The sequence below is a fragment of the Phyllobacterium sp. 21LDTY02-6 genome (assembly GCF_023554255.2).
In the GTDB taxonomy this organism is placed as follows: Bacteria; Pseudomonadota; Alphaproteobacteria; order Rhizobiales; family Rhizobiaceae; genus Phyllobacterium.
In genome coordinates this window covers 547,365-571,672 of the sequence record NZ_JAMJWD020000002.1, presented here as the reverse complement: position 1 = coordinate 571,672, position 24,308 = coordinate 547,365, and the positions used below count along the sequence as shown (strand labels likewise).

General features: G+C 56.1%; 20 protein-coding genes. 5 read left to right on the top strand and 15 right to left on the bottom strand.

Annotation, left to right across the window (positions count from 1 at the left end; genetic code table 11):
- Positions 1–76 precede the first annotated feature (76 nt).
- The 5 genes from M8997_RS09060 to M8997_RS09040 are packed head-to-tail and all read right to left on the bottom strand — an operon-like array spanning position 77 to position 7,225.
- Complete coding sequence (locus tag M8997_RS09060) at positions 77–817, bottom strand: M48 family metallopeptidase (protein ID WP_250016304.1); 741 nt, start codon at positions 815–817, stop codon at positions 77–79.
- A complete protein-coding gene (locus tag M8997_RS09055) occupies positions 814–3,783 on the bottom strand; it encodes a type I restriction endonuclease subunit R (RefSeq protein ID WP_250016302.1) in 2,970 nt (989 codons plus the stop codon). Before M8997_RS09055 ends, M8997_RS09060 begins: the two co-directional genes overlap by 4 nt.
- The gene (locus tag M8997_RS09050; protein WP_250016291.1) at positions 3,780–5,081 is read right to left on the bottom strand and encodes a restriction endonuclease subunit S; all 1,302 of its coding nucleotides are present in this window, start codon (positions 5,079–5,081) and stop codon (positions 3,780–3,782) included. Before M8997_RS09050 ends, M8997_RS09055 begins: the two co-directional genes overlap by 4 nt.
- Positions 5,071–6,597 (bottom strand): class I SAM-dependent DNA methyltransferase, encoded by a 1,527-nt coding sequence (locus M8997_RS09045; protein WP_250016288.1) that lies wholly within the window; start codon positions 6,595–6,597, stop codon positions 5,071–5,073. The genes M8997_RS09050 and M8997_RS09045 overlap by 11 nt, the downstream gene beginning before the upstream one ends.
- Before the next feature lie 7 nt (positions 6,598–6,604).
- Positions 6,605–7,225 carry a restriction endonuclease subunit S gene (locus M8997_RS09040; protein ID WP_250016286.1) on the bottom strand — a complete coding sequence of 207 codons (621 nt, stop codon included), beginning with the start codon at positions 7,223–7,225 and terminating at the stop codon, positions 6,605–6,607.
- Between the two features lie 172 nt (positions 7,226–7,397).
- On the opposite strand from M8997_RS09040, the gene M8997_RS09035 reads away from it, so the two are divergent.
- Positions 7,398–7,649 (top strand): hypothetical protein, encoded by a 252-nt coding sequence (locus M8997_RS09035; protein WP_250017216.1) that lies wholly within the window; start codon positions 7,398–7,400, stop codon positions 7,647–7,649.
- A 137-nt stretch (positions 7,650–7,786) separates the two neighbouring features.
- Positions 7,787–7,954: a YegP family protein gene (locus M8997_RS09030; protein ID WP_371929543.1), complete on the top strand. Its 168-nt coding sequence runs from the start codon at positions 7,787–7,789 to the stop codon at positions 7,952–7,954.
- A gap of 49 nt (positions 7,955–8,003) precedes the next feature.
- Here M8997_RS09030 and M8997_RS09025 read toward each other — a convergent pair whose 3' ends face one another.
- Complete coding sequence (locus M8997_RS09025) at positions 8,004–8,780, bottom strand: helix-turn-helix domain-containing protein (protein ID WP_250016284.1); 777 nt, start codon at positions 8,778–8,780, stop codon at positions 8,004–8,006.
- Positions 8,781–8,783: 3 nt separating this feature from the next.
- Positions 8,784–10,694, bottom strand: a complete 1,911-nt coding sequence (locus tag M8997_RS09020) for a DUF262 domain-containing protein (RefSeq protein WP_250016281.1) — start codon at positions 10,692–10,694, stop codon at positions 8,784–8,786.
- Positions 10,695–11,171: 477 nt separating this feature from the next.
- Between M8997_RS09020 and holA the strand changes: the two genes are divergently transcribed.
- The gene (gene holA / locus M8997_RS09015; protein WP_250016279.1) at positions 11,172–12,215 is read left to right on the top strand and encodes a DNA polymerase III subunit delta; all 1,044 of its coding nucleotides are present in this window, start codon (positions 11,172–11,174) and stop codon (positions 12,213–12,215) included.
- 24 nt (positions 12,216–12,239) lie between these two features.
- Here the strand turns inward: holA and M8997_RS09010 are convergent, their stop codons facing one another.
- From M8997_RS09010 to mnmE, 5 genes are all read right to left on the bottom strand, one after another.
- Complete coding sequence (locus tag M8997_RS09010; RefSeq protein ID WP_250016268.1) at positions 12,240–13,118, bottom strand: ParB/RepB/Spo0J family partition protein; 879 nt, start codon at positions 13,116–13,118, stop codon at positions 12,240–12,242.
- 36 nt (positions 13,119–13,154) lie between these two features.
- The gene (locus tag M8997_RS09005) at positions 13,155–13,943 is read right to left on the bottom strand and encodes a ParA family protein (RefSeq protein WP_250016266.1); all 789 of its coding nucleotides are present in this window, start codon (positions 13,941–13,943) and stop codon (positions 13,155–13,157) included.
- A 45-nt stretch (positions 13,944–13,988) separates the two neighbouring features.
- Positions 13,989–14,618: a 16S rRNA (guanine(527)-N(7))-methyltransferase RsmG gene (gene rsmG, locus M8997_RS09000; RefSeq protein WP_250016264.1), complete on the bottom strand. Its 630-nt coding sequence runs from the start codon at positions 14,616–14,618 to the stop codon at positions 13,989–13,991.
- Positions 14,615–16,501: a tRNA uridine-5-carboxymethylaminomethyl(34) synthesis enzyme MnmG gene (gene mnmG, locus M8997_RS08995; RefSeq protein ID WP_250016252.1), complete on the bottom strand. Its 1,887-nt coding sequence runs from the start codon at positions 16,499–16,501 to the stop codon at positions 14,615–14,617. The genes rsmG and mnmG overlap by 4 nt, the downstream gene beginning before the upstream one ends.
- A gap of 116 nt (positions 16,502–16,617) precedes the next feature.
- Complete coding sequence (mnmE, locus tag M8997_RS08990; RefSeq protein ID WP_250016249.1) at positions 16,618–17,931, bottom strand: tRNA uridine-5-carboxymethylaminomethyl(34) synthesis GTPase MnmE; 1,314 nt, start codon at positions 17,929–17,931, stop codon at positions 16,618–16,620.
- 79 nt (positions 17,932–18,010) lie between these two features.
- On the opposite strand from mnmE, the gene M8997_RS08985 reads away from it, so the two are divergent.
- The gene (locus tag M8997_RS08985) at positions 18,011–20,023 is read left to right on the top strand and encodes a thioredoxin domain-containing protein (RefSeq protein ID WP_250016247.1); all 2,013 of its coding nucleotides are present in this window, start codon (positions 18,011–18,013) and stop codon (positions 20,021–20,023) included.
- Here the strand turns inward: M8997_RS08985 and rho are convergent.
- From rho to hemE, 3 genes are all read right to left on the bottom strand, one after another.
- Positions 20,020–21,285, bottom strand: coding sequence for a transcription termination factor Rho (gene rho / locus M8997_RS08980; RefSeq protein ID WP_250016236.1), 1,266 nt, complete (start codon positions 21,283–21,285; stop codon positions 20,020–20,022). The two genes, M8997_RS08985 and rho, sit on opposite strands and share 4 nt — an antisense overlap.
- 196 nt (positions 21,286–21,481) lie before the next feature.
- Positions 21,482–22,015 (bottom strand): protoporphyrinogen oxidase HemJ, encoded by a 534-nt coding sequence (hemJ, locus tag M8997_RS08975; protein WP_250016234.1) that lies wholly within the window; start codon positions 22,013–22,015, stop codon positions 21,482–21,484.
- 24 nt (positions 22,016–22,039) lie between these two features.
- Positions 22,040–23,062, bottom strand: coding sequence for a uroporphyrinogen decarboxylase (hemE, locus tag M8997_RS08970; protein ID WP_250016232.1), 1,023 nt, complete (start codon positions 23,060–23,062; stop codon positions 22,040–22,042).
- Positions 23,063–23,472: 410 nt separating this feature from the next.
- Between hemE and M8997_RS08965 the strand changes: the two genes are divergently transcribed.
- Positions 23,473–24,306 (top strand): pyruvate, water dikinase regulatory protein, encoded by an 834-nt coding sequence (locus M8997_RS08965; protein WP_250016230.1) that lies wholly within the window; start codon positions 23,473–23,475, stop codon positions 24,304–24,306.
- The last annotated feature ends 2 nt before the right edge of the window (positions 24,307–24,308 follow it).

Sequence of the window (24,308 nt, the reverse complement as noted above, 5' to 3'; positions counted from 1 at the left end):
GCGTAGCCTGCGCCGCCACACAAACGGGGGTATATGGAAACGGTGGGGAACGAACAGGTATGGCACATGCCGTACTTCACCAAACAAATAGATAACCCAGGCGATCTAACTCTCTTACACGCTTCTCATAGTCAGGCATAATGACCTGAAGAGAACGCCAAAAGCGTCGAGAGTGACTGTATTCAAGGATATGACAGGCTTCGTGAGAAATGACATAGTCGACCAAATGCATCGGCGCCATAATCAAACGCCAATTTAGGCGAATTCTGCCATGAGCATCGCAACTTCCCCAACGTTTAGACTGATCCACGATCTTCAGGGGTGGAACCGCAATTCCAAGCATATCTGCAATCATCCTGGTGCGGGCAGGAAAATGCTGGATCGCGCGCGCGCGATACCAATGCTTAAGACCACTGCGGACAGCGGCGCGTTGAACTGATGCGTGCCCGTTTGGCAGCACCGGCGCGACAAGCGTCGACCCTCTCGCGGCAACGCGGGTCACAACTGCGCTTTCGTCCGGAATAAGCTTCAAGCGGTACTGGCGACCGAGATAATGAAAGGTCTCACCGCTAACAAACTCCTTTGCTACAGGCTGGCCGCCAAGTTCTCGGTAGGCCGCTTGTTTACGAAGCAACCAAGCGCCTTTCTTGCGAACGATGCCCAGGACGCGATCATCCTCAAGGTCCGATGGTGCGAGGACGCGAACACCATCGAAGCCAACTGATATCGCAACGGTTTTCCGACGCGCTGTCCGCTCGACCAGGAATACAATAGTTTCACCTCCAAAGAAGATGGAATGCTGGGCGGCGTCCGTCATCCGGCGTACCTCGCGCGGGCCACGTCCATGATCTTTGCCGTCGTGGCTTCGACCTTATGCGCGTCCAATCCTAAGTTGCGCAGCTGCTCCTTGATAGATCGGCGCATCTGACGCTGCACGTCCTCTTTATGATGCCAGTCAACAACCTGGGCATATTCTTCGAGCGCCTTGGTGATACCAGCCGCGCTCCGTGACCGCTCGGCGTCAGGCAGATCAGCATCAAGGAATGGTAAGATGGCTGAGGCCGTTCCGCTGAGGCCATCGGTCCTGAGAGACGCGCCCAAGCGAAGGTCTGCGGCTTGTCCAATCATTACTTCAAGCTGGATTAACACGCTGGCAGCGGACACCCGAGCTTCCCGCCTGTCGCTGACGATCCGTTCAAGCTGCTCCCAGAGAGAGGAGTAGGCTGCGGGATTTTCATCGCGGTGGACATGAATCTCTTGCCGAATGGCATGTTCAATCTCCGCCGCTTTAGCCTCACTCGAACGAAGGCTTTCCAGATGCGGACGGAAGGCAGGATCGAGAATGTCGAATTTCACCAGCAACTGCTCGACACCCGTTACCGAGAGATGGCTGGTAATAATCTCTCCGACTTTCGCGCCGTAGTCTTTGGGGTCAAAAGGCTCCTGATGATAGGCGCGACGGGCAAGCACGCGAATGCGCGACAACCACTTCAGGTCGGTTGGATAGGGTTCTTCCAATGCCTTGGGATCCGGCAGGACCATATCCATGGCTTCAGCGAAACGGAGGAAGTCGAGTTCAAATTTGGCGCGAATGTCGTCCGGACGCAGCAGCTCAACGCTTGCTGTATCGTCCTGACGGCCTATCCCTTCAAAGAGCCGAGTGGCCGCTCGGTGCCGACTTTCCAAAAGCTGGATTTTCTCCGACAGCGGGCGCAAAGCACTAGATATCCCGTCCTCGTCAGAGAACATATCCAGAGCATCGGAAATGCGCCGGTTGTCGCCCCAATAATCGACGACCAGCCCATAGGTCTTACCATTAGCGGTCCGATTCACGCGGGCGATGGCTTGCAAAAGCGTATGCTCACGAAGGGGCGCATCGAGATACAAAACCTGCTCGATCGGCGCGTCAAAGCCGGTGAGCAGCATGTCGCACACGACCAAGATTTTCAGCGGATCGTCGCGCTTCTTGAACCTGTTTATCAGAGTATCGCGGTCACGCTTGGACAGGTGGTGGGCTTGCAGTCGGGCGCTGTCATTGTTGGAGGCGGACATGATGAGCGCGCATTCGGGCGAGGCAAGCTGCCTCAAGGCCTCGACATAAGTTACGGCGACATCGCGATTGACCGTTACGATCTGCCCTTTGAAACCGTTCGGCTCAATGGTGCTTCGATAGTGCGCAAGGATGTCGTTGGCGATAGCCTCAACGCGAACTGGCGCCCCGGCTAGCTTCTCCTGAAGCCGCATGCCGCGCTTCAGTTTCTCGACCTCTTCGTCAGACAGTTCCGGAAACGCGGCCCGAATATCCCGTTCCAGATCGCGCCCATCGATCCGGAGTTGGGCATCGCGCATCTCGTAGTAGATTGGGACAGTCGCCCCATCCTTCACAGCCTGATCGATGAGGTAGCGGTGCAGGTAGTCGCCGAAGACCTCCCGAGTGCTGCGATCCTTTTTGTCGATTGGCGTGCCGGTGAAGGCGATCATGCAGGCATTGGGTAGCCCCGCCCGCATCCGGGCGGCAAGCGCGCCATATTGCGTCCGGTGCGCTTCATCAACCATTACGAAGACGTTCCGCGCCTTGGAGATGACAGACGAGCGTTTCGGTACGGCGCTGTGAAACTTATGAACAGTAGTCAGAACAGTCGTTCCCGCACCGCCTGACAGTGCTTTGCGCAGCGCGTCTCCGCTTTCGGCTTGGATGGGGTTAGCAAAGCCTGAGCGCTGGAATTGCCCGGTAATTTGGTCATCAAGGTCGTTTCGATCCGTGACGATGACAATCGTCGGGTTTTCGGCTTCGGGCAGGCGACGCAACTTAGTCGCCAGAAACACCATTGTCAGCGATTTACCGGAGCCTTGGGTATGGTGGATGACGCCGCCACGGCGCTGCGGAATAGATGCGGTCCGGATGCGCTCAATCGCCTTGCCGACGGCCACGAATTGCTGATAGCGCGCCAGTTTCTTGATGCGCCGCCCGTCGATGGTCTCGAACATCACGAAGTTGCGGATGAGATCGAGCAGATTCGCCGGGGCGAGAAGCCCGGCGAGCAAGATGTCTTGTCCGGTTGGTGTTCGGCCTAATTGTGCCGCGAGTGCATCGAGCGTGAGCGGATAGGGGTCTTTCCACTCAGCCCATTGGCGAGCAGGCGTCAGCGTCGTGCCATACTTGGCTACATCGCGCGCCAGTGCAATGGAAATCTGCGCGGTTTCGAACAGACGGGGAGCACCAAGCCCGGCAAATTCATCCCGGCCTTCATAGCGGCGGAACTGGCGAATTGCCTCGCCCATTGGGTCGGCCAGTGACGGCGATTTGCATTCAATTGCCGCAAGCGGGAGGCCGTTCACGTAAACGACGATATCCGGGATGATGTCTTGACGCGCGCCCTTGATGGCAACTTGCCGCGCGAACTCGAATGTGTTGGCGGAAGGATCGTCGAAATCGAAGAACCGCACATTGCGGTCCTGTCGTCTGCCGTCTTCCGTGTGGGGAGCAGTCACGCCATAGGTTAGGGCTGTGTAGGCGCTTTCGTTGGCTTCCATCACATCGACGGCCGTAACGCGCGTGACCGCCGCAACAGCGCGGCGAATGCCGTCCTCACCAAGCCAAGGATTGAGGCGCTTTAGGCATTCGGTAAGGCGAACCGTCAGGACCGGCTCTGCTGCCAGCCCGTCGCGCAACCGCCGCACGTCGTCTTGGGCCAACGACTTATAGTCGAATAGCACTCGCAGCAGGTCCGTCGCCGGCTCCTCTACCCATTCACGCTCTAGCTGCTCGCTTGTCTCGTTCATGCAGCTTGTCCGCGTTTGTCGCGATGCTGAGCAATGATGCTTTCTGGAAGGCGGATCCGACCCGAGAGAAGTTCTTGCGCAAGCGCCTTGCGGTTCTCAATTAGGACGGTCAGGGTGCTTCTTTCTTCTTCAATCCGCAGGTCGAAGGCGACGCCGACCTCGCCAATTTTCTTCTGCTCCGCCAATGGTGGGAGAAGAATTTGCAGTGCCTTGAAGGTTCCCATGTAGATGTCAGGCAGGACGCTCCCCGCAACAAGGCGCTGCCACTCGCGCGACATGTGCCGGAATACCTGTTGAAGGTAGTATGGATCGAGCTTGCTTCCGCAAATCCAGTTCGCAAAATGCTGACTGGTACACATCTCGCGACCCATTACAGAAGCAAGGCCAACGTTTGCAGTTCGCTGAAGCACAACAGTTCCTGCCGGAAGCATGCGTGCGGATGAGTTGGCTAAGCCCAAGGGTCCAATGGTTTCTGCGGTCTCCGAGATGGTCACTTTGGTGAGTGCATCGGCATCTTGAAGCGAGATCCAAGGAATGTTGCCGGCCCAATAGGTTGACTCCTTGCGGTCAGGTGTATGACCGCTTTCGAGCTTAGCAACCTTCGTCAGTGTCACGAGGTCCCAATCTGCCGGGATATGCGTGATGCCCTCGGCGATCCGCCCGAGCACCCAGCGCGCCGGTAACGGCTTCATTGAGGCCTTCTCGCGCTGAACGCCACGCGTTAGCAAGTCCCGCATGGTTGCGTGCTTGGTGTCGACCAGCGCTGCAATCAAGGCCTCGGTATTGGCGATAACCTCCTCAACCGAGCCCAAGACGTTGGCAATCGCGCGCTGTTCGGGAAGCGGGGGAATAGCTATTTGGACGGTCTCGAAGGCATCATAAGGGGTCAGCTTGCGCTTGCCTTCCAAATTGCCGCCTTGGCTCAACGCTTCGTATCTCGCTATCGTGCGCGGCATACGGATGAGAGTTTCCAAGTAGTCAGGATCCGCGTTCATGGTATGACGAAATACGTTATATGCGGGACTTATGATCCCAGGAGTGGCGCCGCGATACCGACCGATAGCACCATAATAGAGCGCCATCGGAGCTAACCCGAACTCACCGGGCTCTATAATTCGGTAGCGGGAAACGTCCTCGCTCGAGATCTCCTTGTCGTAGGTCTGCGATTGAGGAACCACGCCACGTTTTGCGACGCTCAGAAGTTCTAATTTTTCGCCAGTTCCCAGCCGCCGCTCGACATTTTCGCAAAGGTCCTTCAGCCGCCCTTCCCGCCACCCCTCAGGCACTTCAGCCGACATAACCCAACTCCTTGAGAAGGGCATTCATGCGCGCGGCGGCTTCATCGCGTGCCTTCTCGGCGGCCCAGAGTTTGCTAAGCTCAGCTTTCACGTCGATCGGCTTTTCGGGTTCAAGCGTGTCGATGTAGCGTGAGATATTGAGGTTGAAGTCATTCTCTTCGATCTCCTTCATATCGACGATGCGGCAAAAGCGGTCCTCATCCTTCCAGGCTTCGAAGGCATTGACGATGCGCGTGATGTTGCCCTCGCCCAAGATGTTTTTTTTGGGCCGCTCCCCGAATTCCTTCGCGCCGTGAATGAACAGTACTTTGCCCTTGCGCTCAGGTGCCTTCGCCTTGTTGAGGATCAAGACGGTCGCTGGAATGCCAGTGCCGGCGAAGAGGTTTTCCGGCAAACCGATAATCGCCTCGAATAGGCCGGCGTTCAGCATCGCCTCGCGAATGCGCCCGTCGCCTGAGCCACGAAACAGCACTCCATGCGGCATCACCACGCCGCAAATACCGTTGGCATTGAGCGTCGCAACCATGTGCTGCACGAAGGCTAGATCACCCATGTTTTTGGGTGGGATGCCATAGATGAAGCGGTTATGGCCCTTCTTCTCGGTGTCGCCTGAAACGTCCTCTGCACCCCAGCGATCCAGCGAGAAGGGCGGGTTGGCGATCACCCGATCATAAAGAAAGAGGTTGCCGTCCTGATCGAGCAAGCGCGGATTGCGGATCGTATCGCCCTTTTCGATTCGCGCATCCCGAAGCCCGTGCAGGAGCAGGTTCATCTTGGCGATAGCCCATGTGCCAAGGTTCTTTTCCTGCCCATGCAGCGTGATGTTGAGCGCTTCGCCTAGCCGCTTACCTTCGAGCTTCGCCACATGCTCCGCGACCTGGACCAGCATGCCGCCTGAACCACAGGTGGGGTCGCTGATACGCATGCCGGGCTTGGGGTCTAGCAACTCGACAATCAGCCGCACGACATGGTGGGGGGTGTAGAACTCGCCGCCCTTCTTGCCTGCGTCGTCGGCAAATTTGTCGATGAGGTATTCATAGGCGCGACCAAGCATATCCGGCTCGGACAGAGAGGCGTTGGACAGGTCGATGCGCGAGAAGTGGTCGATCAGACGCGACAGAACGCCTTCTCGGTTCTTGGCATCGCCAAGGCGCGATTCGGAGTTGAAGTCGATATTGGCCAGTACGCCTTCAATCGAGGGATTGGCGTCTTCAATCGCGGCGCATGCTTTATTGAGGTGGTCGCCAATGCCTGTCGTCAGCTTTTTGATCGACGACCAACGCGCACGTTCAACCAGAAAGAACTCATGCTCGTCGGGGTCGCTGTAGGCGACATCTTCCGGCAGGCCCTGACGGACAGCCTCCTTGGCTTCTTCCTCGAACCGATCAGAAAGCCGCTTCAGGAACAGAAAGCCAAAGATGTAGATCTTATAGTCGGAACTATCGATGGAGCCGCGCAGGATGTCGGCGGATTTCCAAAGATGATTTTCCAGTTCGATACGTGTGAGCTTGGCCATGTTTCCCTCAATGGTTCTGGTTGTCGCCAAACAGGCGAGCGTCAATTAGACGCCGCCCGAGTGAGCGGCGGATTTCGGCAGCCTCTAGGGCGGTGCGGTAAGCCACTTGCGCTTCCTTAACGAGGACGGCAATGCGCTCCTGTTCGTTCATCGACGGCAGATTTATTTCGAGCTTTGCAAGGTCTTTCGGTGACAGGGACAGCAGCGTCGTCGCGCCCCTCCGAAGGACCTCTATCTTTGGGCGAAACACATCGCTCGACAGGATCGCAAACAGGGCACCGCCCGCCACATCGGGGCCGGGTCGCACGACGATGATGTTTGCGCTGGCGATTGCCCCTACTGTCTCGACCCCAACGAGGCCGAATTTCAACAGTGTACCGCGTCCGGTGACGAGCACGTCGTCAGCTTGAACCGCATAGGTCATGGCCTTGGAGGGGGACGAAAAGCCTGCGGTGTCCAGTGCTTCTCGCGCGGCAACCGCACCATCTTGAAGGTCACGCACGCCGATAACCCGCAGCCTGCCCCCCGGACGAACGATCGTTTCCTCGCGCGATACCCCCACACCCGCAAAAACCTCGGCGACATCCTGAAGGCGTGTGCCGGAGCGGCTTAACGCTACCATTCCCATTTGCTTTTCCATATATCGTAGATACCCGTAGCACGCTACGAAGTCAAGTAATAATAAAACCGTAATAGGCTACGGTTCTAAATAATTAGATTTGCTCTTGACTATCGGGAGACTCTCCCTCATATAGGAGGGGTTAGGCCAGAGTCTGACGCTGAAAACACAGGAGAAGTATATGGGATCACGTGCGAGGCCGAGCGGCCTCACTATCACCGAGCGCGATGCGGCGCTCATTCGGGGAATGATCGAGCGGGGCGACCGCCATCACGATATCGCAGCGTTCTTCGGCCTCAACCAGGGCCGCATTGCTGAAGTAAAGGGTGGGACGCGGTTTCCGGAAGTACCGCCGGCGAGTCCCGGCGAACTTCCGCCTAAGGGGCCATATATGACCCCGAAGGCGACATGGCTTGAAAACCGGCTGAGCTAACACCCGGTTTCCAAAGGGGCCGAAGCCCGCTAGTCGTATCTTGAACAAATACGTTTCTAGCTGCCCCCCTCTCAAACGTCAATGCCTCGCCGCTTCGGGCGGGGCTGACTCAAAATGCCCAAGGAGGGCAACTACAAATGTTTGAAATTATGCGCGCGACAGGCGGTTACTATTGGCGTCTTAAGGCCTCTAATGGGGAAACTATCTGCCATTCGGAAGTTTATACAACGAAACAATCCGCAGAAGGTGGTGTGAGCGCCGCCAAACGGATTATACCCACGGCCTCTGTGATCGATCGTACTTAACTTAGAAGACCAATATCCGGCACTTGTTGCCGGATATTGGTCAAAAGTTTTAAACGAACGATTTTGAAAGTGAAAAATATTCTTCAAGATCAGTTAAACCAACTGAAAGTGTTCTGTTTCCAGCGCGAATAAATAATTGATCTCCGAGTTCTGTACTTTTCATTATACATAGCCCCCGACGCGGTCCGACTACTATTCTCGCTACAATACCGTTAGCGTGCTGCGCCCTCGTTACTTGAATGGATGAAGTTATGCTTCTCCCATTGTGAAAATATTTCTCAATTAACGTACGCAAGTACAATTCCCACTCGTCGAAATCCAATTTTTTGGCACCTGGGATTAACGAAAATTCTTTCTCGATTCCAGTTATTTCCCCTATATCATTTACCCCTACGAGCAGCGTTCCACCAGTTGAATTGAGAAAAGCTGCAATGGTTTTCAATGAAGAGAGCAGAACTCTCTCCGAATAGCATTCCGAAAGCGGTTTTCCGCCGATCGCATGCTTCTTTACATCGAGAAGGATAGTTTCCTTCCATTCGATGGTGTTGCCTTCACCGAGGGCGATGTCCGCCATAACGAGCTGCAATGGGTCATCAGCAGAACTACGCTTTATAATACGGTCGTCCTCCAGGCCGAGTTCTCCAATGGGCGGCTCGCACTCAATCTGCCAAGCCTGAAGAATATCGCGGAGACATAGGAGAGCTTCTAGTACTCCTCTTTCTTTCCAACCAAGTTCCGTAATCAATGTCGCAAAATTCGTTTGAACTGGTTGAGTCAGCGCAGCCACAATGGTCCGAGAAATTGGGGGCGGAATTTCGCTAGACATGACCTAGACCATCATTCGGTGCGCAATCTCTGTAGCTATCGCTTGGCCCCTTAGCTCCCAGAATTTGCCCGGATCTACATCTGGAGATTCCAAAGCCTCAAAGCAGTCGCGGTTGATGAAATAAGCGTTCCATATGTTGGCACGAGAATCAAAACTCAACGATTCTTCTTTTATGAACTGAGCGGGATGTTTTTTCCGCCAAGAGAGGTTCGAAGCACGAGCCATTGGCATAAGGTTCGCTGCTGATCCAACGTAGTCTCTTTTAGCAGTGCCCATGTCAATGAAGTCGCCAGCTTTTCCAAAGTTGTTGTTTGCGCACCAATCTTTTGGATAGATATGATGTAGCTGCAATTGCCCCGAACCGTGTTGAATGGGCGTTGCGCCATCAATAGCGTCCAAACCGGCCCTTGAGTATAAAAGCAGTACCGAAGCCCTTTTTAGTGCCCCCGCCTCACTTCCATCCGTCACAATTTCAAAAAGTGATTCTCGGTCCAATGATTTAGCCACATTTTCGTCGAGCCAAGCGTTGGCGCTCGCCTTCCAGGCATCGTAATTATCACCGATCCTAACACCGCTTAAGAACGTTTTAAGCGACCTAATATCGGTCCCAATTTGGGTAAGGAAGCCTTGGTCATATCTTGTTGCGAGTGCATTTCGCCAAAAGAACGCCCGAAATATTGGATCGAGGTGAGTGGTCGGATTCCACTCAACATCGGTACCTCGATCGAATTCATAGAACCAACGCAAAGCTACGTAAATGGAGGCAACGGCGGGATAGGGGCATTGCGCCATTGTAAAGTGCCCGCCTGCCACTGCTAGCTGAAATGCTCCCATAAATCCTGCAAACTTTGAACTTTCATCAAAAACTTTGCGCCAATGTTTAGCTGGCAAAGCCAAAAGATCTTGAGATTTTATACTTGAGATCCGATATTCCTTCGTTCCGATAGGTCGTGTTTCAGGTTTGGAATCAAGCGCCACATGCATAGCTGCTGCAAATTGCGCAATCAATTCTGGCCGTTCTTTTGAGGACGCCCAGCCAATTGCGCCATCCAACTCACCAAGTTCATCGATGCTATCTCTAATAAGGATCGGACCGACAGAGTCGTTTACCGTGTCGCTATAAATATTAGAATGTATCAGATCTACCGTTGAAACCTTTGTCCCGGTCGTGTTCAGAGTCTCAAATATATCGCAGATTTCGGCAAGATCGTACGTGGGAGGAACCGTATAGAGAGCAATTTTTGTCTTTATAATGCCATTGAATGCGGACTGCAAAATACGATTGCGTCTCTGCAATTCCACTTCTTCTGGCAATACTCCGTTGCTGTAGTAGTCAGGATTACGTATATGCTGAAGATAAGACATCCATTGATCGAAAATCGCGTCAGGATCTTCTACCTCAAGGGGGAAAAGACCATTCGAGACGGCTATCTTTAAAATATTGAGTTGGCGCCGAGTTACGTCTTTTTCAGATATGAACTTTACACGCTCAGTATTTTCTGTGGCAGTTACATCTAAGAAATATCGCCCCGAATTACGAAATTTACCGGAAGATGCGCGCAGTCCGCCAAACGCTAGAGCAAGTGCTGTCGAGCGTTGCCTCCCGTCTAATATGGCATAGTAGCGACCCGGCCTAGCTTGTGGATCTCCAAAATATTTCTCCACGCTTTTTCCAGAAACTGCCTGTGCGTCAGCAATTGAGATTGGCTCCAGCGGTAATGCGCTCGTACCCTCTTGTTCCCAGAGGGTAATCATACCAACAGGTCTGGCGTCAATTATTGAGTTGACCAATGATACTACTGAGGCATTACTCCAAACGAAGTCTCGTTGAAATAACGGCGAGAGCCATTCGGACGACTTCAGTTTTTTGATAACCCCCGGAACATTGATTTCCGAAACCTGCAAATTCGACATTATTCCTCACCAGCATTCTTCTTGCGTGCCATGCCCCGAAAAAGTGCCAACACACTGTTAGTTTCCATGTTTCCAAAGTTATAAATTATCTGCACCGCGGCCTGATACAAATCCGGTTACTTCATGGTTACAGCATTCTGCATTCACTGCGGTAGACAGTAATACTAAGATGCATTTAATTCCCCACTATAAGTCAAGACACGTAGCCCAAAATAAATTCGTTGTGTGGCGCAAATCGTGGTAATTCTGAGCACTAAGACAAATTTGCGCAACAAACCAATGTTTCCCTTGCCAAGGTTGGGGTCGTGGGTTCGAATCCCATTTCCCGCTCCAGTTGTCCGAAGATCAAAAGGCCCGGTTCTACCGGGCCTTTTTGCATTTCAGTCCGGCATTCAGATTGCACGCCCCTGCACACGAGATGGCGCTTGATGGATAAAACCGATTCCTGTCGGGCCGCGAATGCGCTAAACCTGCGCCATGTCACAAAAGAAAGCCCATGAAGTAGAATCCTTTCTCAAGCGGCTGGATCGCAGCTACCCGATCGTGCTGATTTATGGACCCGACAAGGGCATGGTCAGCGAGAGAGCCGAGCGATTCATCGAGCTGACCGGTTTGGCCAAGGACGACCCCTTCGCCGTGATCCGCCTTGATGGCGACGCCATACAAGCGGAACCCGGCCGGCTGGCGGACGAAGCGAATACGATTTCGATGTTTGGCGGCGATCGTCTCATCTGGGTGCGCAATGCGCAGGGGCAGAAGGCACTCGCCGACGTCGTCGCCACGCTGGCCAAGGATCCGCCACCGGATACATTCATTCTGATCGAGGCTGGCGACTTGAAAAAAGGTGCTGGCCTGCGCGGCGTTGTCGAACAGAGCGCGAGCGCCATGGCCCTGCCCTGTTATAGCGACGACGCGCGCGGCATCGACGCCACGATCGACGAGATGCTGACGCGATACCGCCTGCAGATCACGCTTGATGCGCGCACGCTGCTGAAGGAAAGCCTGGGCGGCGACAGGCTGGCCACCCGGGCCGAGCTTGAGAAAATCTGCCTTTACGCCCATGGCCGCGAACGGATAGGTGTCGAAGACGTGCGCGATATTATCGGCGATGCCAGTGCGGTCTCGTTCGATACGATCATCGATGCCATGCTTGTCGGGAATATCGGCGATTTCACTCGAACCTTCGACAAGGTTATCAATGTCGGCTCGTCCAGTTTCATGATTCTCAGCGCCGCAATCCGGCAATTCCAGGCGTTACAAACGTTACGTTACGGCATGGAAGTCGGTGGCGCCAACGCCGCATCGGCCGTTGCCGGTGCCCGCCCGCCGATATTCTTCGCGCGCAAGAAGCTTGTTGAGACGGCTCTGCAGCGCTGGACGACGGCATCTTGCGGACGGGCGCTGCAACGACTGCAGAAGACCGTATTGGAGAGCCGCCGCAACGCCGCTCTCGCCATCCCGATTATCCGGCAGACCATGATTGCTCTTACAGCCGAGGCCGCGCGCGCCGGTCGACGTTGATCGGCTCGGCGTTGGTCGGCGGCGTCAGCTCTGCAGGCGCCGGCAGATTTCGTCCAGCTGTTCCAGCGTCGTGTACTGGATGCGCACGTCGCCGCCCTTGTTCTTATGGTTAACGCTTACTTGCATTCCCGTCACGTCGGACAGCAGCTTCTCCAGCGCCTGCGTATCGGCATCCTTTTCACGCTCGGCAGCCTTTTGCCCGGAGGCGGGCTTGCCGCCCTCGCCCTGGGCCAGCGCCTCGGCCTGACGCACAGACAGCCCATCGCGGATAATCTTGTTCGCCAGGCCCGACGGGTCCTCCGCAGTGATCAGCGTTCGCGCATGGCCCGCCGACAGCGAACCGTTGGTGATCAGGTCGCGCACGGTTTCAGGCAATTTCAACAGACGAAGAGTATTGGCGACGTGGCTTCGGCTCTTGCCGATCACCTGGGCCAGATCCGCCTGCGTGTACTCGTGTTCATCGATAAGTTGTTGATATCCCATGCCTTCTTCAATCGGATTGAGATCTGCACGCTGAACGTTCTCGATAATCGCAAGTTCCAGCGCGACGCGATCATCCACCTCGCGAATGATTACTGGAATAGCCGCCAAACCCGCACGCTGCGCCGCCCGCCAACGACGCTCGCCAGCGATCAGCTCAAAGCGATCTGAACTGCCGGCGACCGGGCGCACGACCACGGGTTGCACGATTCCATGCTCCCTGATCGAGTGCGTGAGATCCTCAAGATCACCTTCGGTGAACAGACGCCGCGGATTGCGCGGATTGCGCGAAATGAACTCTATGGGAATTTGCCGATCCATGGTTGCAACCGGGGCGACTTTTTCCTCCGGCACCCGGTCCATCTCGCCGATCAAGGCAGCCAAACCCCGCCCGAGACGCTTTTTCGACAGATCTTCGTTCATAGTCCCATGCCTTATTATGTTTCGTTATCGAATCGATCAAGCAGCCCGCAAAAGCCGCTCTCGCTGAATGACTTCTGATGCCAACTGCAGATATGCCTGGCTGCCGGCGCATTTCAGATCATACAAAATCGCCGGGATGCCATAGGAAGGCGCCTCCGAGACGCGGACATTGCGCGGAATCACCGTCTTATAGACCTTGTCGCCCATGAAGGAGCGAACATCTTCAACAACTTGCGTGGCGAGGTTGTTGCGGCCGTCATACATGGTCAGCACGATGCCCTGAATCGTCAGCGCCGGATTCAATGCCGCCCTGACTTGCCCCACCGTTTCGAGCAATTGACTCAAACCCTCGAGCGCAAAAAACTCGCACTGCAACGGCACCAGCACGGAATCCGCAGCTGACATGGCGTTCATCGTCAACAGATTGAGCGACGGCGGACAATCGATCAGAATATAGCTAAAAGGAAGCGATCCGGTCGTAAACGCCCGCCGCAGCCGCGTCGCACGGTCGCTAGCGCTGGCGATCTCCATCTCCACGCCGAGAAGATCAAGCGTCGACGGAATAAGCGAAAGGCTCGGAACCGCAGTTGCGACAGCAGCCTCCATGACGGAAGCTTGCTGCATCAGAACGTCATAGGACGAAATCGCGCGCGCTTTCCTGTCCACACCCAATCCGGTGCTCGCATTGCCCTGAGGATCAAGGTCCACGATCAGCACCTTCTCGCCAATTGCGGCCAACGCCGTTGCGAGATTGATGGCCGTTGTCGTCTTACCCACCCCACCCTTCTGGTTCGCTATGGCTATTATGCGGGTCTCGCGGCTCATGATCTGTTCCTGAACTGACTTCTATCGCTGTCGATATCGGTTGCTCTAATAGCGCTGGACATTCGAAATCTGCAGAATGACAGAATCTTGATCGATTGCGCTTCTATGTTCTACCAGATCGAAGGTCCATGCGTCACGACATTCATCGATCTCTCGCCTGTAATCCCGACCTTTTTGAAACAGCGCCGTAGCGCCAGCAGCCAACCAGGGCTGCGCGAGCCGCAAAAGGTCGTTTAAAGAAGCCAGTGCGCGTGCCGTAATGATGTCCGGATCCTTGATGAGCGAGGTCGTATCTTCGATTCGTTGAGCATGAACCGTAGCTGGGGCACGAAACTGCCCAAGCGCCGTACGCAGAAACGCCGCTTTCTTCATATTGCTCTCGACGAGGTCGATATGGCGGCCGTCATGGGCCTTCAATATCAGAGCAAGGACTATCCCGGGAAAGCCACCACCCGATCCGAGATCGAGCCAGCGCTGGGCGCCAGGCGCTAGACTGAAGAGCTGGGCGCTGTCGAGGATATGGCGCGACCAAAGTTGATCAAGCGTCGCTGGAGAAGCCAGATTGATCGATTTTGACCACTTCTGGAACAGCGCTTCAAACGCGATCAGATCCGCCAGTGTTTCACGTGAAACATCAGGCACCAAATCCCGTAGCTCGGCCAGACGATCGCTCACGCGACGTTCCTGTGGCTGGTTTCCGCCTTGCGTATCTGAGCGATGATAAGGGCAAGCGCCGCCGGCGTCATGCCGTCGATACGCTGTGCCTCAGCGATCGAACGAGGTTGACGCGTTGCCAGCTTGTGCTTCAGTTCATTGGATAGGCCGGCGGTGTTAGCGAAATCCAGTCCATCCGGAATTGCCAACCGCTCGTCCCGCTCCATTGCCGCGACGTCACTTTGCTGCCGGTCCAGGTAAACGGCATATTGTGCTTCGATCTCCAGCGCTGCCATGGTTTTGGCGTCAATGGAACCTAGCTCCGGCCACAGACCGATCAGACGTTCGCCATCGATATCCGGAAATGCCAAAAGCTCATAGGCTGAACGGCGCACGCCGTCACGGTTCAAATGCACGCCAGCCGCAGCCGCTGCATTCGGGGTAGCGGTAAGCGACTTGGCCAAAGCCCGTGCCGCGGCGAGCTTGTCGGTCTTCTCCGTGAAGCGCGCAGCGCGATCGCTGCCGAGAATCCCCCATGCCGCCGCCTGCGGCGTCAGACGTTCATCCGCATTGTCAGCACGCAGTGAAAGACGGAATTCCGCACGTGAAGTAAACATGCGGTAGGGCTCGCTGACGCCACGAGCCGTCAGATCATCCAGCATGACGCCAATATAGGCCTGCGTACGCTGCACAATGATTGTATCTGCATTTCCGGCAATCCGCGCTGCATTGAGACCGGCAATGATGCCCTGCGCCGCCGCCTCCTCATAACCCGTCGTACCATTGATTTGCCCAGCCAGGAACAGCCCGGGTAATTTGCGAGTCTGGAGATCCCGGTTCAGTTCTCTCGGGTCGACGTAATCATACTCAATGGCGTAGCCGGGCTGAAGCATGGTAGCCTGTTCCAGGCCTGGAATCGTCTTCAGCAAAGCGAGTTGCGCATCCTCGGGCAGGGAGGTCGAAATACCGTTCGGGTAGACGGTGTGGTCGTCCAGCCCCTCCGGTTCCAGGAATATCTGGTGACCGTCGCGATCGCCAAACTTGACGATCTTGTCCTCGATAGAAGGACAGTAACGCGGACCAATGCCTTCGATCGAACCGGAATACATTGCCGACCGATGCAGATTGTCGCGAATAACCGCATGGCTCGCCGCCGTCGTGCGAGTGATACCGCAATCGATTTGCGGGTTGGTGATCCTGTCAGTCATCAGCGAGAACGGCACCGGCGACTCATCTGCCAACTGTACATCAAGGCCTGCCCAGTCAATGGTCCGCCCGTCCAGCCGCGGCGGCGTACCGGTTTTCAAACGCCCAAGCGCGAAACCAAACCTTGCCAGCGTATCCGATAGGCCGAGGGCAGGAGCTTCGCCCATGCGCCCAGCAGGCATCTTCTTCTCGCCAATATGGATCAAGCCACGCAGGAATGTGCCCGTCGTCAGAACGACAGAACGACAGCGCAGCTGCTGCCCATCGAGCAGTCGAATGCCGGTGAGGCGATCCTGTTCGACAATGAGATCATCCGCGCTACCTTCCACAACCATCAGATTGGGTTGCTGTGAGATCGCGTCCTGCATGGCAAGTCGATACAGCTTGCGGTCGGCCTGCGTTCGCGGACCCCGCACCGCCGGGCCTTTGCGCCTGTTCAACAGGCGAAACTGAATGCCAGCTGCGTCCGCAACACGGCCCATAAGCCCGTCAAGTGCATCGATCTCGCGAACAAGGTGGCCCTTGCCCAAGCCGCCAATCGCGGGATTGCAGGACATCACGCCGATTGTATCGCGGCGCTGTGTGACCAACGCCGTGCGCGCACCAAATCGGGCAGCTGCAGCGGCTGCCTCACAGCCGGCGTGGCCGCCACCGATCACTATGACGTCAAAAGAGGTTTCCACAGCGGCGACTCTCATATTGCTTGAATGGCTGTCTACATGGGCAAAATGCCGTGTTGAGTCAAGCCCGACGCATATGTTTCACGTGAAACACAAGGCTCGTTTGGCCCGCCTGCAGCAATGTTTCACGTGAATCATTTTCCAATACAGAACTGGGAGAACACCACATCAAGAATGTCTTCCACGCCTATATCACCGGTGATCCGTCCCAAGGCGTGCGATGCACGCCGGAGATACTCGGCTCGTACCTCCAGCGGCGCGGACACTGCACTCACCGCTTCTTCGATTTCACTCAATGTTGATGCCAGGAGATCGAGATGCCGGCGCCGTGTCGGCAGGGGGTCCGTCAGATTTCCCGCTGCCGCAACTGCGTGATTGGTAATCCGTGTTATCAGTTCATCCATCCCGTGGCCGGTCCGTGTCGAGACAACCATATCATAGGGGGTGTTCGGACTCTTCGTTGCAAGGTCGGCCTTTGTGCCGATCCGGATCAGGGGATTGGCGAGCGACGCCATATCGACTGCGAGCGGATCGACGCTATCGAACAATACAAGTCGAAGGTCCGCCTCAGCGGCGCGGCTCTGCGCGCGCTCAATGCCAATGCGCTCAACCTTGCCCGTGGTCTCACGCAAGCCGGCCGTGTCCGTGATGATCGTCGCTACACCATCCAGGTCAAGCCGAACTTCGATCAGGTCGCGTGTGGTGCCCGCTTCGTCCGAGACGATAGCGACCTCCGATCCGGCCAGCGCGTTGAGCAGACTGGATTTACCGGCATTGGGAGCGCCAAGTATGACGATCCGATATCCATCACGTATGACTGAACCCCGCCTGCCGCTTTCAATGTGAGCTTTGACCCGAGCACTCAAGCCATCGAGCGATTGCCAGACTTGCTCGGAGACAGAACCCGGAACATCGGCCTCATCGGCAAAATCAAGTTCAGCTTCGATCAGCGCGCGGGCGCGAAGCAGTTCTTCGCGCCAGCCGGCATAGAGTTCAGCCTGCGCACCCGAGGCCAGCAGCAAGGCTAGGCGGCGCTGGCTCTCTGTTTCAGCTGCGATGAGATCCGCAAGGCCTTCGGCGGCGGTGAGGTCGAACTTTCCGTTGGCATAGGCGCGGCGACTGAATTCGCCGGCCTCCGCCAGCCGGCAATGGGGTACTGCTTGCAGTGCGACGAACATTGCTTCGACCACGGCCGCGCCACCATGGAGATGGAATTCTGCGCAGTCCTCTCCGGTGAAACTCTGTGGACCCGGGAAAAATAATACCAGCCCCTTGTCGAGGATGTCGCCATTTCCGTCACGGAAAGTGCGCAGAACGGCCTTGCGCGGCGGCGGCAGGTTACTAGAAATTGTTTCGACTACGAATCGAGTCTGGGGTCCGGAAACCCGGATGACAGCGACACCGGCAGGTACTCGTCCGCTCGATAGGGCAAAAATTGTCTCATCCATGGGATATGGGCCGTGTTTCAGAAGTTAACAAAGTGTTGATAGACTGCATTGGCGGATTCTGGAAGCGACGGAGCGGAAAATGTACCCCGAGGCAAATCTACTGGGCGATGAGTCGAGTCCCTATCTGCGCCAGCATGCGGATAACCCCGTCTATTGGCGAGCTTGGGGGCGGAATGCTCTCGACGAGGCGAGGGACACGGGCAAGCCGATCTTGCTGTCCGTCGGCTACGCGGCCTGCCATTGGTGCCATGTCATGGCGCATGAGTGTTTCGAAGACCTTGAAGTTGCCGAACTCATGAACCGACATTTCGTCAATGTGAAGGTGGATCGGGAAGAGCGGCCCGATATCGATCAGATCTACATGGCGGCGCTGGGCGCCATGGGCGAGCAGGGCGGTTGGCCGCTGACAATGTTCCTCACGCCTGATGCGGGACCATTCTGGGGCGGCACCTACTTCCCCAAGACCTCGCGCTACGGTCGACCGGGCTTCATGGATATTCTCGCATCCATCCACCGCGTCTGGCAGAGCGACAAGCAGAAGATCGCCAATAATGTGACCGCGCTGACGCGGCATCTTCAGGCCAACCTCGCTGTGGAAGCGGAGCCGGGCACGCTTGATCCGGAAATATTCGACCAGTTCGCCACAAACATATTCGCTGCCATGGATACCGAGAAGGGCGGTTTGCGAGGCGCACCGAAGTTTCCCAATGCCCCGTTCATGGACACTTTGTGGCTGTCCTGGTTACGCAACGGCGATCGCCAGCACCGCGACGCTTTCCTTGCCAGCCTCGGCACGATGCTGCAAGGCGGCATATATGACCATCTCGGAGGCGGGCTCTCGCGCTATGCGGTGGACGATCGCTGGCTCGTCCCGCATTTCGAAAAGATGCTGTACGACAACGCCCATATGATCCGCCACGCGCTCTGGGCCTTCGACGCGACGGGAGATGATTTGTTCCGCCGGCGAATCGAAGAGACTGTCGGATGGTTACAGCGAGAAATGCTGATCGATGGCCGGTTCGCTTCCAGTCTTGATGCCGATAGCGAGGGCGAAGAAGGCAAGTTCTACTGCTGGAGCGCCGAAGAAATCCCTGATTCCCTGGAATTTACCTTGTTTCGGGAGATTTATGACGTGACGCCGGAAGGTAATTGGGAGCACAAGACAATCCTCAATCGCCTGGCAGCAGGCTCCGCCGATCGCCCTGAACTGGAGCAGCAGCTGGAGCCCATACGGCGGCAATTGTTCGAAATCCGCGAGAAGCGCGTGCATCCTACAAGGGACGAAAAGGCGCTCACCGATTGGAATGGGCTGATGATCCGCGCGCTCGCCGAGGCGGGCAGGGCGTTGGAACAACCCGACTGGGTGTTGCTGGCACAAACGGCCTATCATCAAATCCGTGCCTCGATGAAGGATGGGCGCGTGCCCCATTCCGTGCTCGGGGAATCGCGCTTGTTTCCCGGCCTGTCATCCGATTATGCCGCCATGATCAATGCGGCCGTGTCGCTTTACCAGGCAACATTCGAGGAAGATTATATTGCCGAGGCAGCGCAATGGTTGGATATATTGAATGCCGATCATCGGACGGGCCCCGACGAATATAGTTTCAGCGCCGCACGCGCCGATGACGTGATCATCCGTATTCGCGGCGACCAGGATGAAGCGATATCCAGCGCAACGAGCCAGATCATCGAGGCGTTGACCAGGCTGGCCATTGCCAGCGGCAATACCGATCTGCTGGAGCAGGCGGAGCGGGTGGCAGCGAAGGCCGTTGGGCGGGTGCTGCACCAGCGCTACGGACAGGCCGGCATCCTGAACAGCGCGAGCCTGCTTCTCGAGCCTATCAAGCTCGTGCTCGTCACGCCGACCAAGGACCATGAATTGGTGCAAGCTGCCGCGCGAATGGTTGATCCGCGCCGGACCGACATCTGGGTCGAATGGCAGCATGAACAGGCCATAGAACTCATACCGGGTGGTGGCGCCATAGCCATAGAAAAACCCGCGGCATATCTTTGCCGCGGGTTCTCATGTCTTCCACCGGTCGCCAGCGCAGGGGAGCTTGAAGAGCTCCTGCAGCAACGTCGCCCCGGCTAGGTATTCATCGAGTCGAAGAATTCGCCATTGGTCTTCGTCTGCTTGAGCTTGTCGATGAGGAACTCGATGGCGTCCGTCGTGCCCATCGGCGCAAGAATACGGCGCAAGACGAAAATCTTCTGCAGGTCCTGGCGCGGAACGAGCAGGTCTTCCTTGCGCGTGCCGGATTTGAGAATATCCATTGCCGGGAAGATACGCTTGTCCGCAACCTTGCGGTCGAGCACGATTTCCGAATTGCCGGTACCCTTGAATTCTTCGAAGATCACTTCGTCCATGCGGCTGCCGGTATCGATCAGCGCCGTTGCGATGATGGTGAGCGAGCCGCCTTCCTCGATATTGCGCGCTGCGCCGAAGAAGCGCTTGGGGCGCTGCAGCGCATTGGCGTCGACACCACCCGTCAATACCTTGCCCGATGAAGGAACGACCGTGTTGTAGGCGCGGCCAAGGCGCGTGATCGAATCGAGGAGGATAACCACGTCGCGGCCATGCTCGACCAGGCGCTTCGCCTTCTCGATCACCATTTCGGCCACTTGCACGTGGCGAGAGGCAGGCTCGTCGAAGGTGGAGGAGACAACCTCGCCCTTCACCGAACGCTGCATGTCCGTCACTTCTTCCGGCCGTTCGTCGATCAGGAGGACGATGAGGTAGCATTCCGGATGATTGGCGGTGATGGAATGGGCGATATTCTGGAGCAACACGGTCTTACCCGTGCGTGGCGGGGCGACGATCAGACCGCGCTGGCCTTTGCCCAGAGGAGCGACAAGATCGATGACGCGGGCCGAAAGGTCCTTGGTCGTCGGGTTTTCCAGCTCCATCTTGAAACGCTCGTTCGGATAGAGCGGCGTAAGATTGTCGAAATGGATCTTGTGGCGGATCTTTTCAGGGTCTTCGAAATTGACCGTATTGACCTTCAGTAGTGCGAAATAGCGTTCGCCTTCCTTGGGGCCGCGAATGGGGCCTTCGACCGTATCGCCGGTCTTCAGCGAAAAACGCCGGATCTGCGAGGGAGAAATATAGATGTCATCGGGGCCAGGGAGATAGTTTGCATTGGCGGAACGCATGAAGCCAAAGCCATCCTGCAGAATCTCGACCACGCCTTCGCCGATGATTTCGACCTCTTGCGAGGCCAGTTTCTTGAGTATCGCAAACATCAGTTCCTGTTTGCGCATCACGCTGGCGTTCTCCACCTCCAGCGATTCGGCGAACGCCAGAAGGTCCACCGCTGTCTTGTTTTTTAGTTCTTGTAGTTTCATTTCCTGCATGTGTGCGGAACTCTGATTTCTATGAGATTGATTGGGGGAGGGAAATGACAATGCCTGAATGCGGTGCCATTCGGGCGAATGGCGATATTACCACGGCGGTATTTCCGTAAGGAGAGGCCCTATCTAACCAATCATGAATAGGAGGGCAAGGGATTTCATGACTGGATTTGATAGACGATGCAATATTAGTAATGAATCAAAATGGCCTAATGATGACCATGATGACGATGACGACCATGAGCAATGCCGGCACCTCGTTCATCATCCGCCAGAAGCGCTGCGATTTCTCGTTTTTGTCGGCAGCGAACAGGCGCACCGACTTGGTGAAAAATCCGTGCAGTCCCGACAGAAGCAGGACCGCGAGGAACTTCACATGGAACCAGCCATCCTGATAGGCGGCGGTATGCCAGGCCAGCCAGAGGCCCGCCAGCCATGTCACGCCCATGGCCGGATTGACAATGGCCTTCAGCAGCCTGTTCTCCATCACCTTGAAGGTTTCAGATTGGGCCGATCCGGGCTCCGCCGCGCAATGATAGACGAAAAGCCGCGGCAGATAGAGCATGCCGGCCATCCATGAAATGACGGCGACCACATGCAGCGCCTTCACCCATAGATATGACTGATCCGGATAGAGAAAGACGAAGATGATCGCAATGACCGCAACCGCTGCGACGATGATCCGCGGCAGGACAGGCACCTTCGCATCATCTCTTTTCTCTTCATCAGCCATCGTCTTCTCTCCCTTGTGACTATCTCAACGCGCCTGGCGAACGCGGTTCACCAATTGCTCCACATGGGCCAGCGGTGCGTCCGGCGTTATACCATGTCCGAGATTGAAGATGAGCGGACCGTTGCCGAGCGCCGACATGATCCGATCGACACCTTCATCGAGCGCCTGCCCCCCGGCAACGACGCGCAATGGGTCGAGATTGCCCTGCACGGTTCCGCCGGCCTGCAGTTTGGATGCAAAGGAAAGCGGCACCGACCAGTCGAGCCCCAGCGCGGTCACTCCGGTTCGCTGCCTATAATCCGTGTAGAGCATGCCCGCACCCTTGGGAAAGCCGATGATCGGCACCTCCGGATGCGACTTCCGCACCCTTGCGACGATATCGGCAACGGGTTTGACGCAATATCTCTCGAAACAATCCTCGTCGAGCACACCCGACCATGAATCGAATATCTGGACCGCATCGGCACCGGCATCGATCTGCCGGATCAGATATTCGGCCGAAACTTCCACGATCACCTGCAGCAGCTTTTCGAACACGTCCGGATGACGATAGGCGAACAGGCGTGCTGGCGCCTGGTCGGGCGTTCCATGACCGGCGATCATATAGGTCGCAACGGTCCAGGGCGCCCCGCAGAAGCCGAGCAGCGTGGTTTCCGCAGGCAGTTGCTGGCGCAGCAGCCGGACCGTCTCGTAGACCGGCTCCAGCCGATCAGCTGCGCCCTTGGCTTCGAGCCAGAATATGCCGTCCGTGTCGATCGGCGTCATCAGTGGACCACGGCCTTCCTCGAATCTCAGGTCGCGACCGAGCGCATGCGGAACCACCAATATATCCGAAAAGAGGATGGCTGCGTCGAAGCCGAAGCGACGTATCGGCTGCAGGGTAACCTCGACTGCAAGATCGGGAGAATAGCAAAGGTCGAGGAAACTTCCGGCCGTCTTTCTCACCTCCCTGTATTCGGGGAGGTATCTTCCTGCCTGCCTCATCATCCAGATGGGCGGGGGATAGACGGTTTCGCCCTTAAGGACTTGCATCACTTTCCGGACCATTTCCCTCTCCCCGTCCTTCTCTTAAAAAAGAAATTTAGATCTATTTCGGATTTTCTGATTCTTAGAGTCTGTTAGTTGTGGGAATTAACACATTGCCGCGATTTTCCCACACCCATCCGATTTGCCATCGTGACGGGATAAAAGCAGGATGCAAACGCATGCTTTGTTGATATTGGCATAAAAACAAATAAAAACAATGATATGCTGCAATAGACCATGTGGACGATACTGGGGATCAGTTGTGAATGGCAGACGATAAGTCGCAACTATCCACATAGTTCATTGGACCCCGGCAATGGTTCCACAGCAGCGGTCATTGTGGATGACTTGCCAACAATCCACATGGCTGCCATCACTTGGGGATTATCCCGACTTTTCTCCACAGCTCTCAACAGGAGCAAAAGAATTCTGTGACCAAGGCGATCAGCTACTTCCATCTTCACATGATTTCTGACGCCACGGGTGAGACTCTCATTGCGGCGGGGAGGGCAGCCGCGGCGCAATATGCGCATGCGCGGGCGATCGAACATATTTACCCCCTCATCCGCACCGAGAAGCAGATCAGGAAAGTCCTGGAGAACATCGATGCGGAGCCGGGAATCGTACTCTACACGATCGTGGATCAGCGCCTGGCCGCATTGATCGACGAGAATTGCAGCCAGCTCGGCGTTCCCTGCGTGTCCGTGCTCGAGCCCGTGCTTGCCACCTTTCAATCCTATCTCGGAACCCCGGCCGGCCGGCGCGTGGGCGCCCAACATGTGCTCAACGCCGAATATTTCCGCCGCATCGATGCGCTCAATTTCACGATGGAGCATGATGACGGCCAATTGCCGCCGGATATCGAGGAAGCGGACGTCATCCTGATCGGCATTTCCCGCACGTCCAAGACGCCGACGAGCATCTATCTCGCCAATCGCGGGGTGAAGACCGTCAATGTGCCGATCGTCATCGGCGTTCCGATGCCTGAAGCCATCATATCGGCAAAAAGGCCGCTGATCGTGGGACTCGTGGCGTCGGCGGAACGGATATCGCAGGTTCGCCAGCACCGTATTTTAGGCGCAACGCAGGGATTTGATGCCGATAGCTATCTCGACAGGGCGAATATCATCGAAGAACTCGCCTATGCGAGGCAGATCTGCCACCGGCACAATTGGCCGACGATCGACGTTTCCCGTCGGTCGATAGAAGAAACAGCTGCCGCTGTTCTCGCACTCCGAACCCAGGCGGCATCGCAACAGGGATAGAA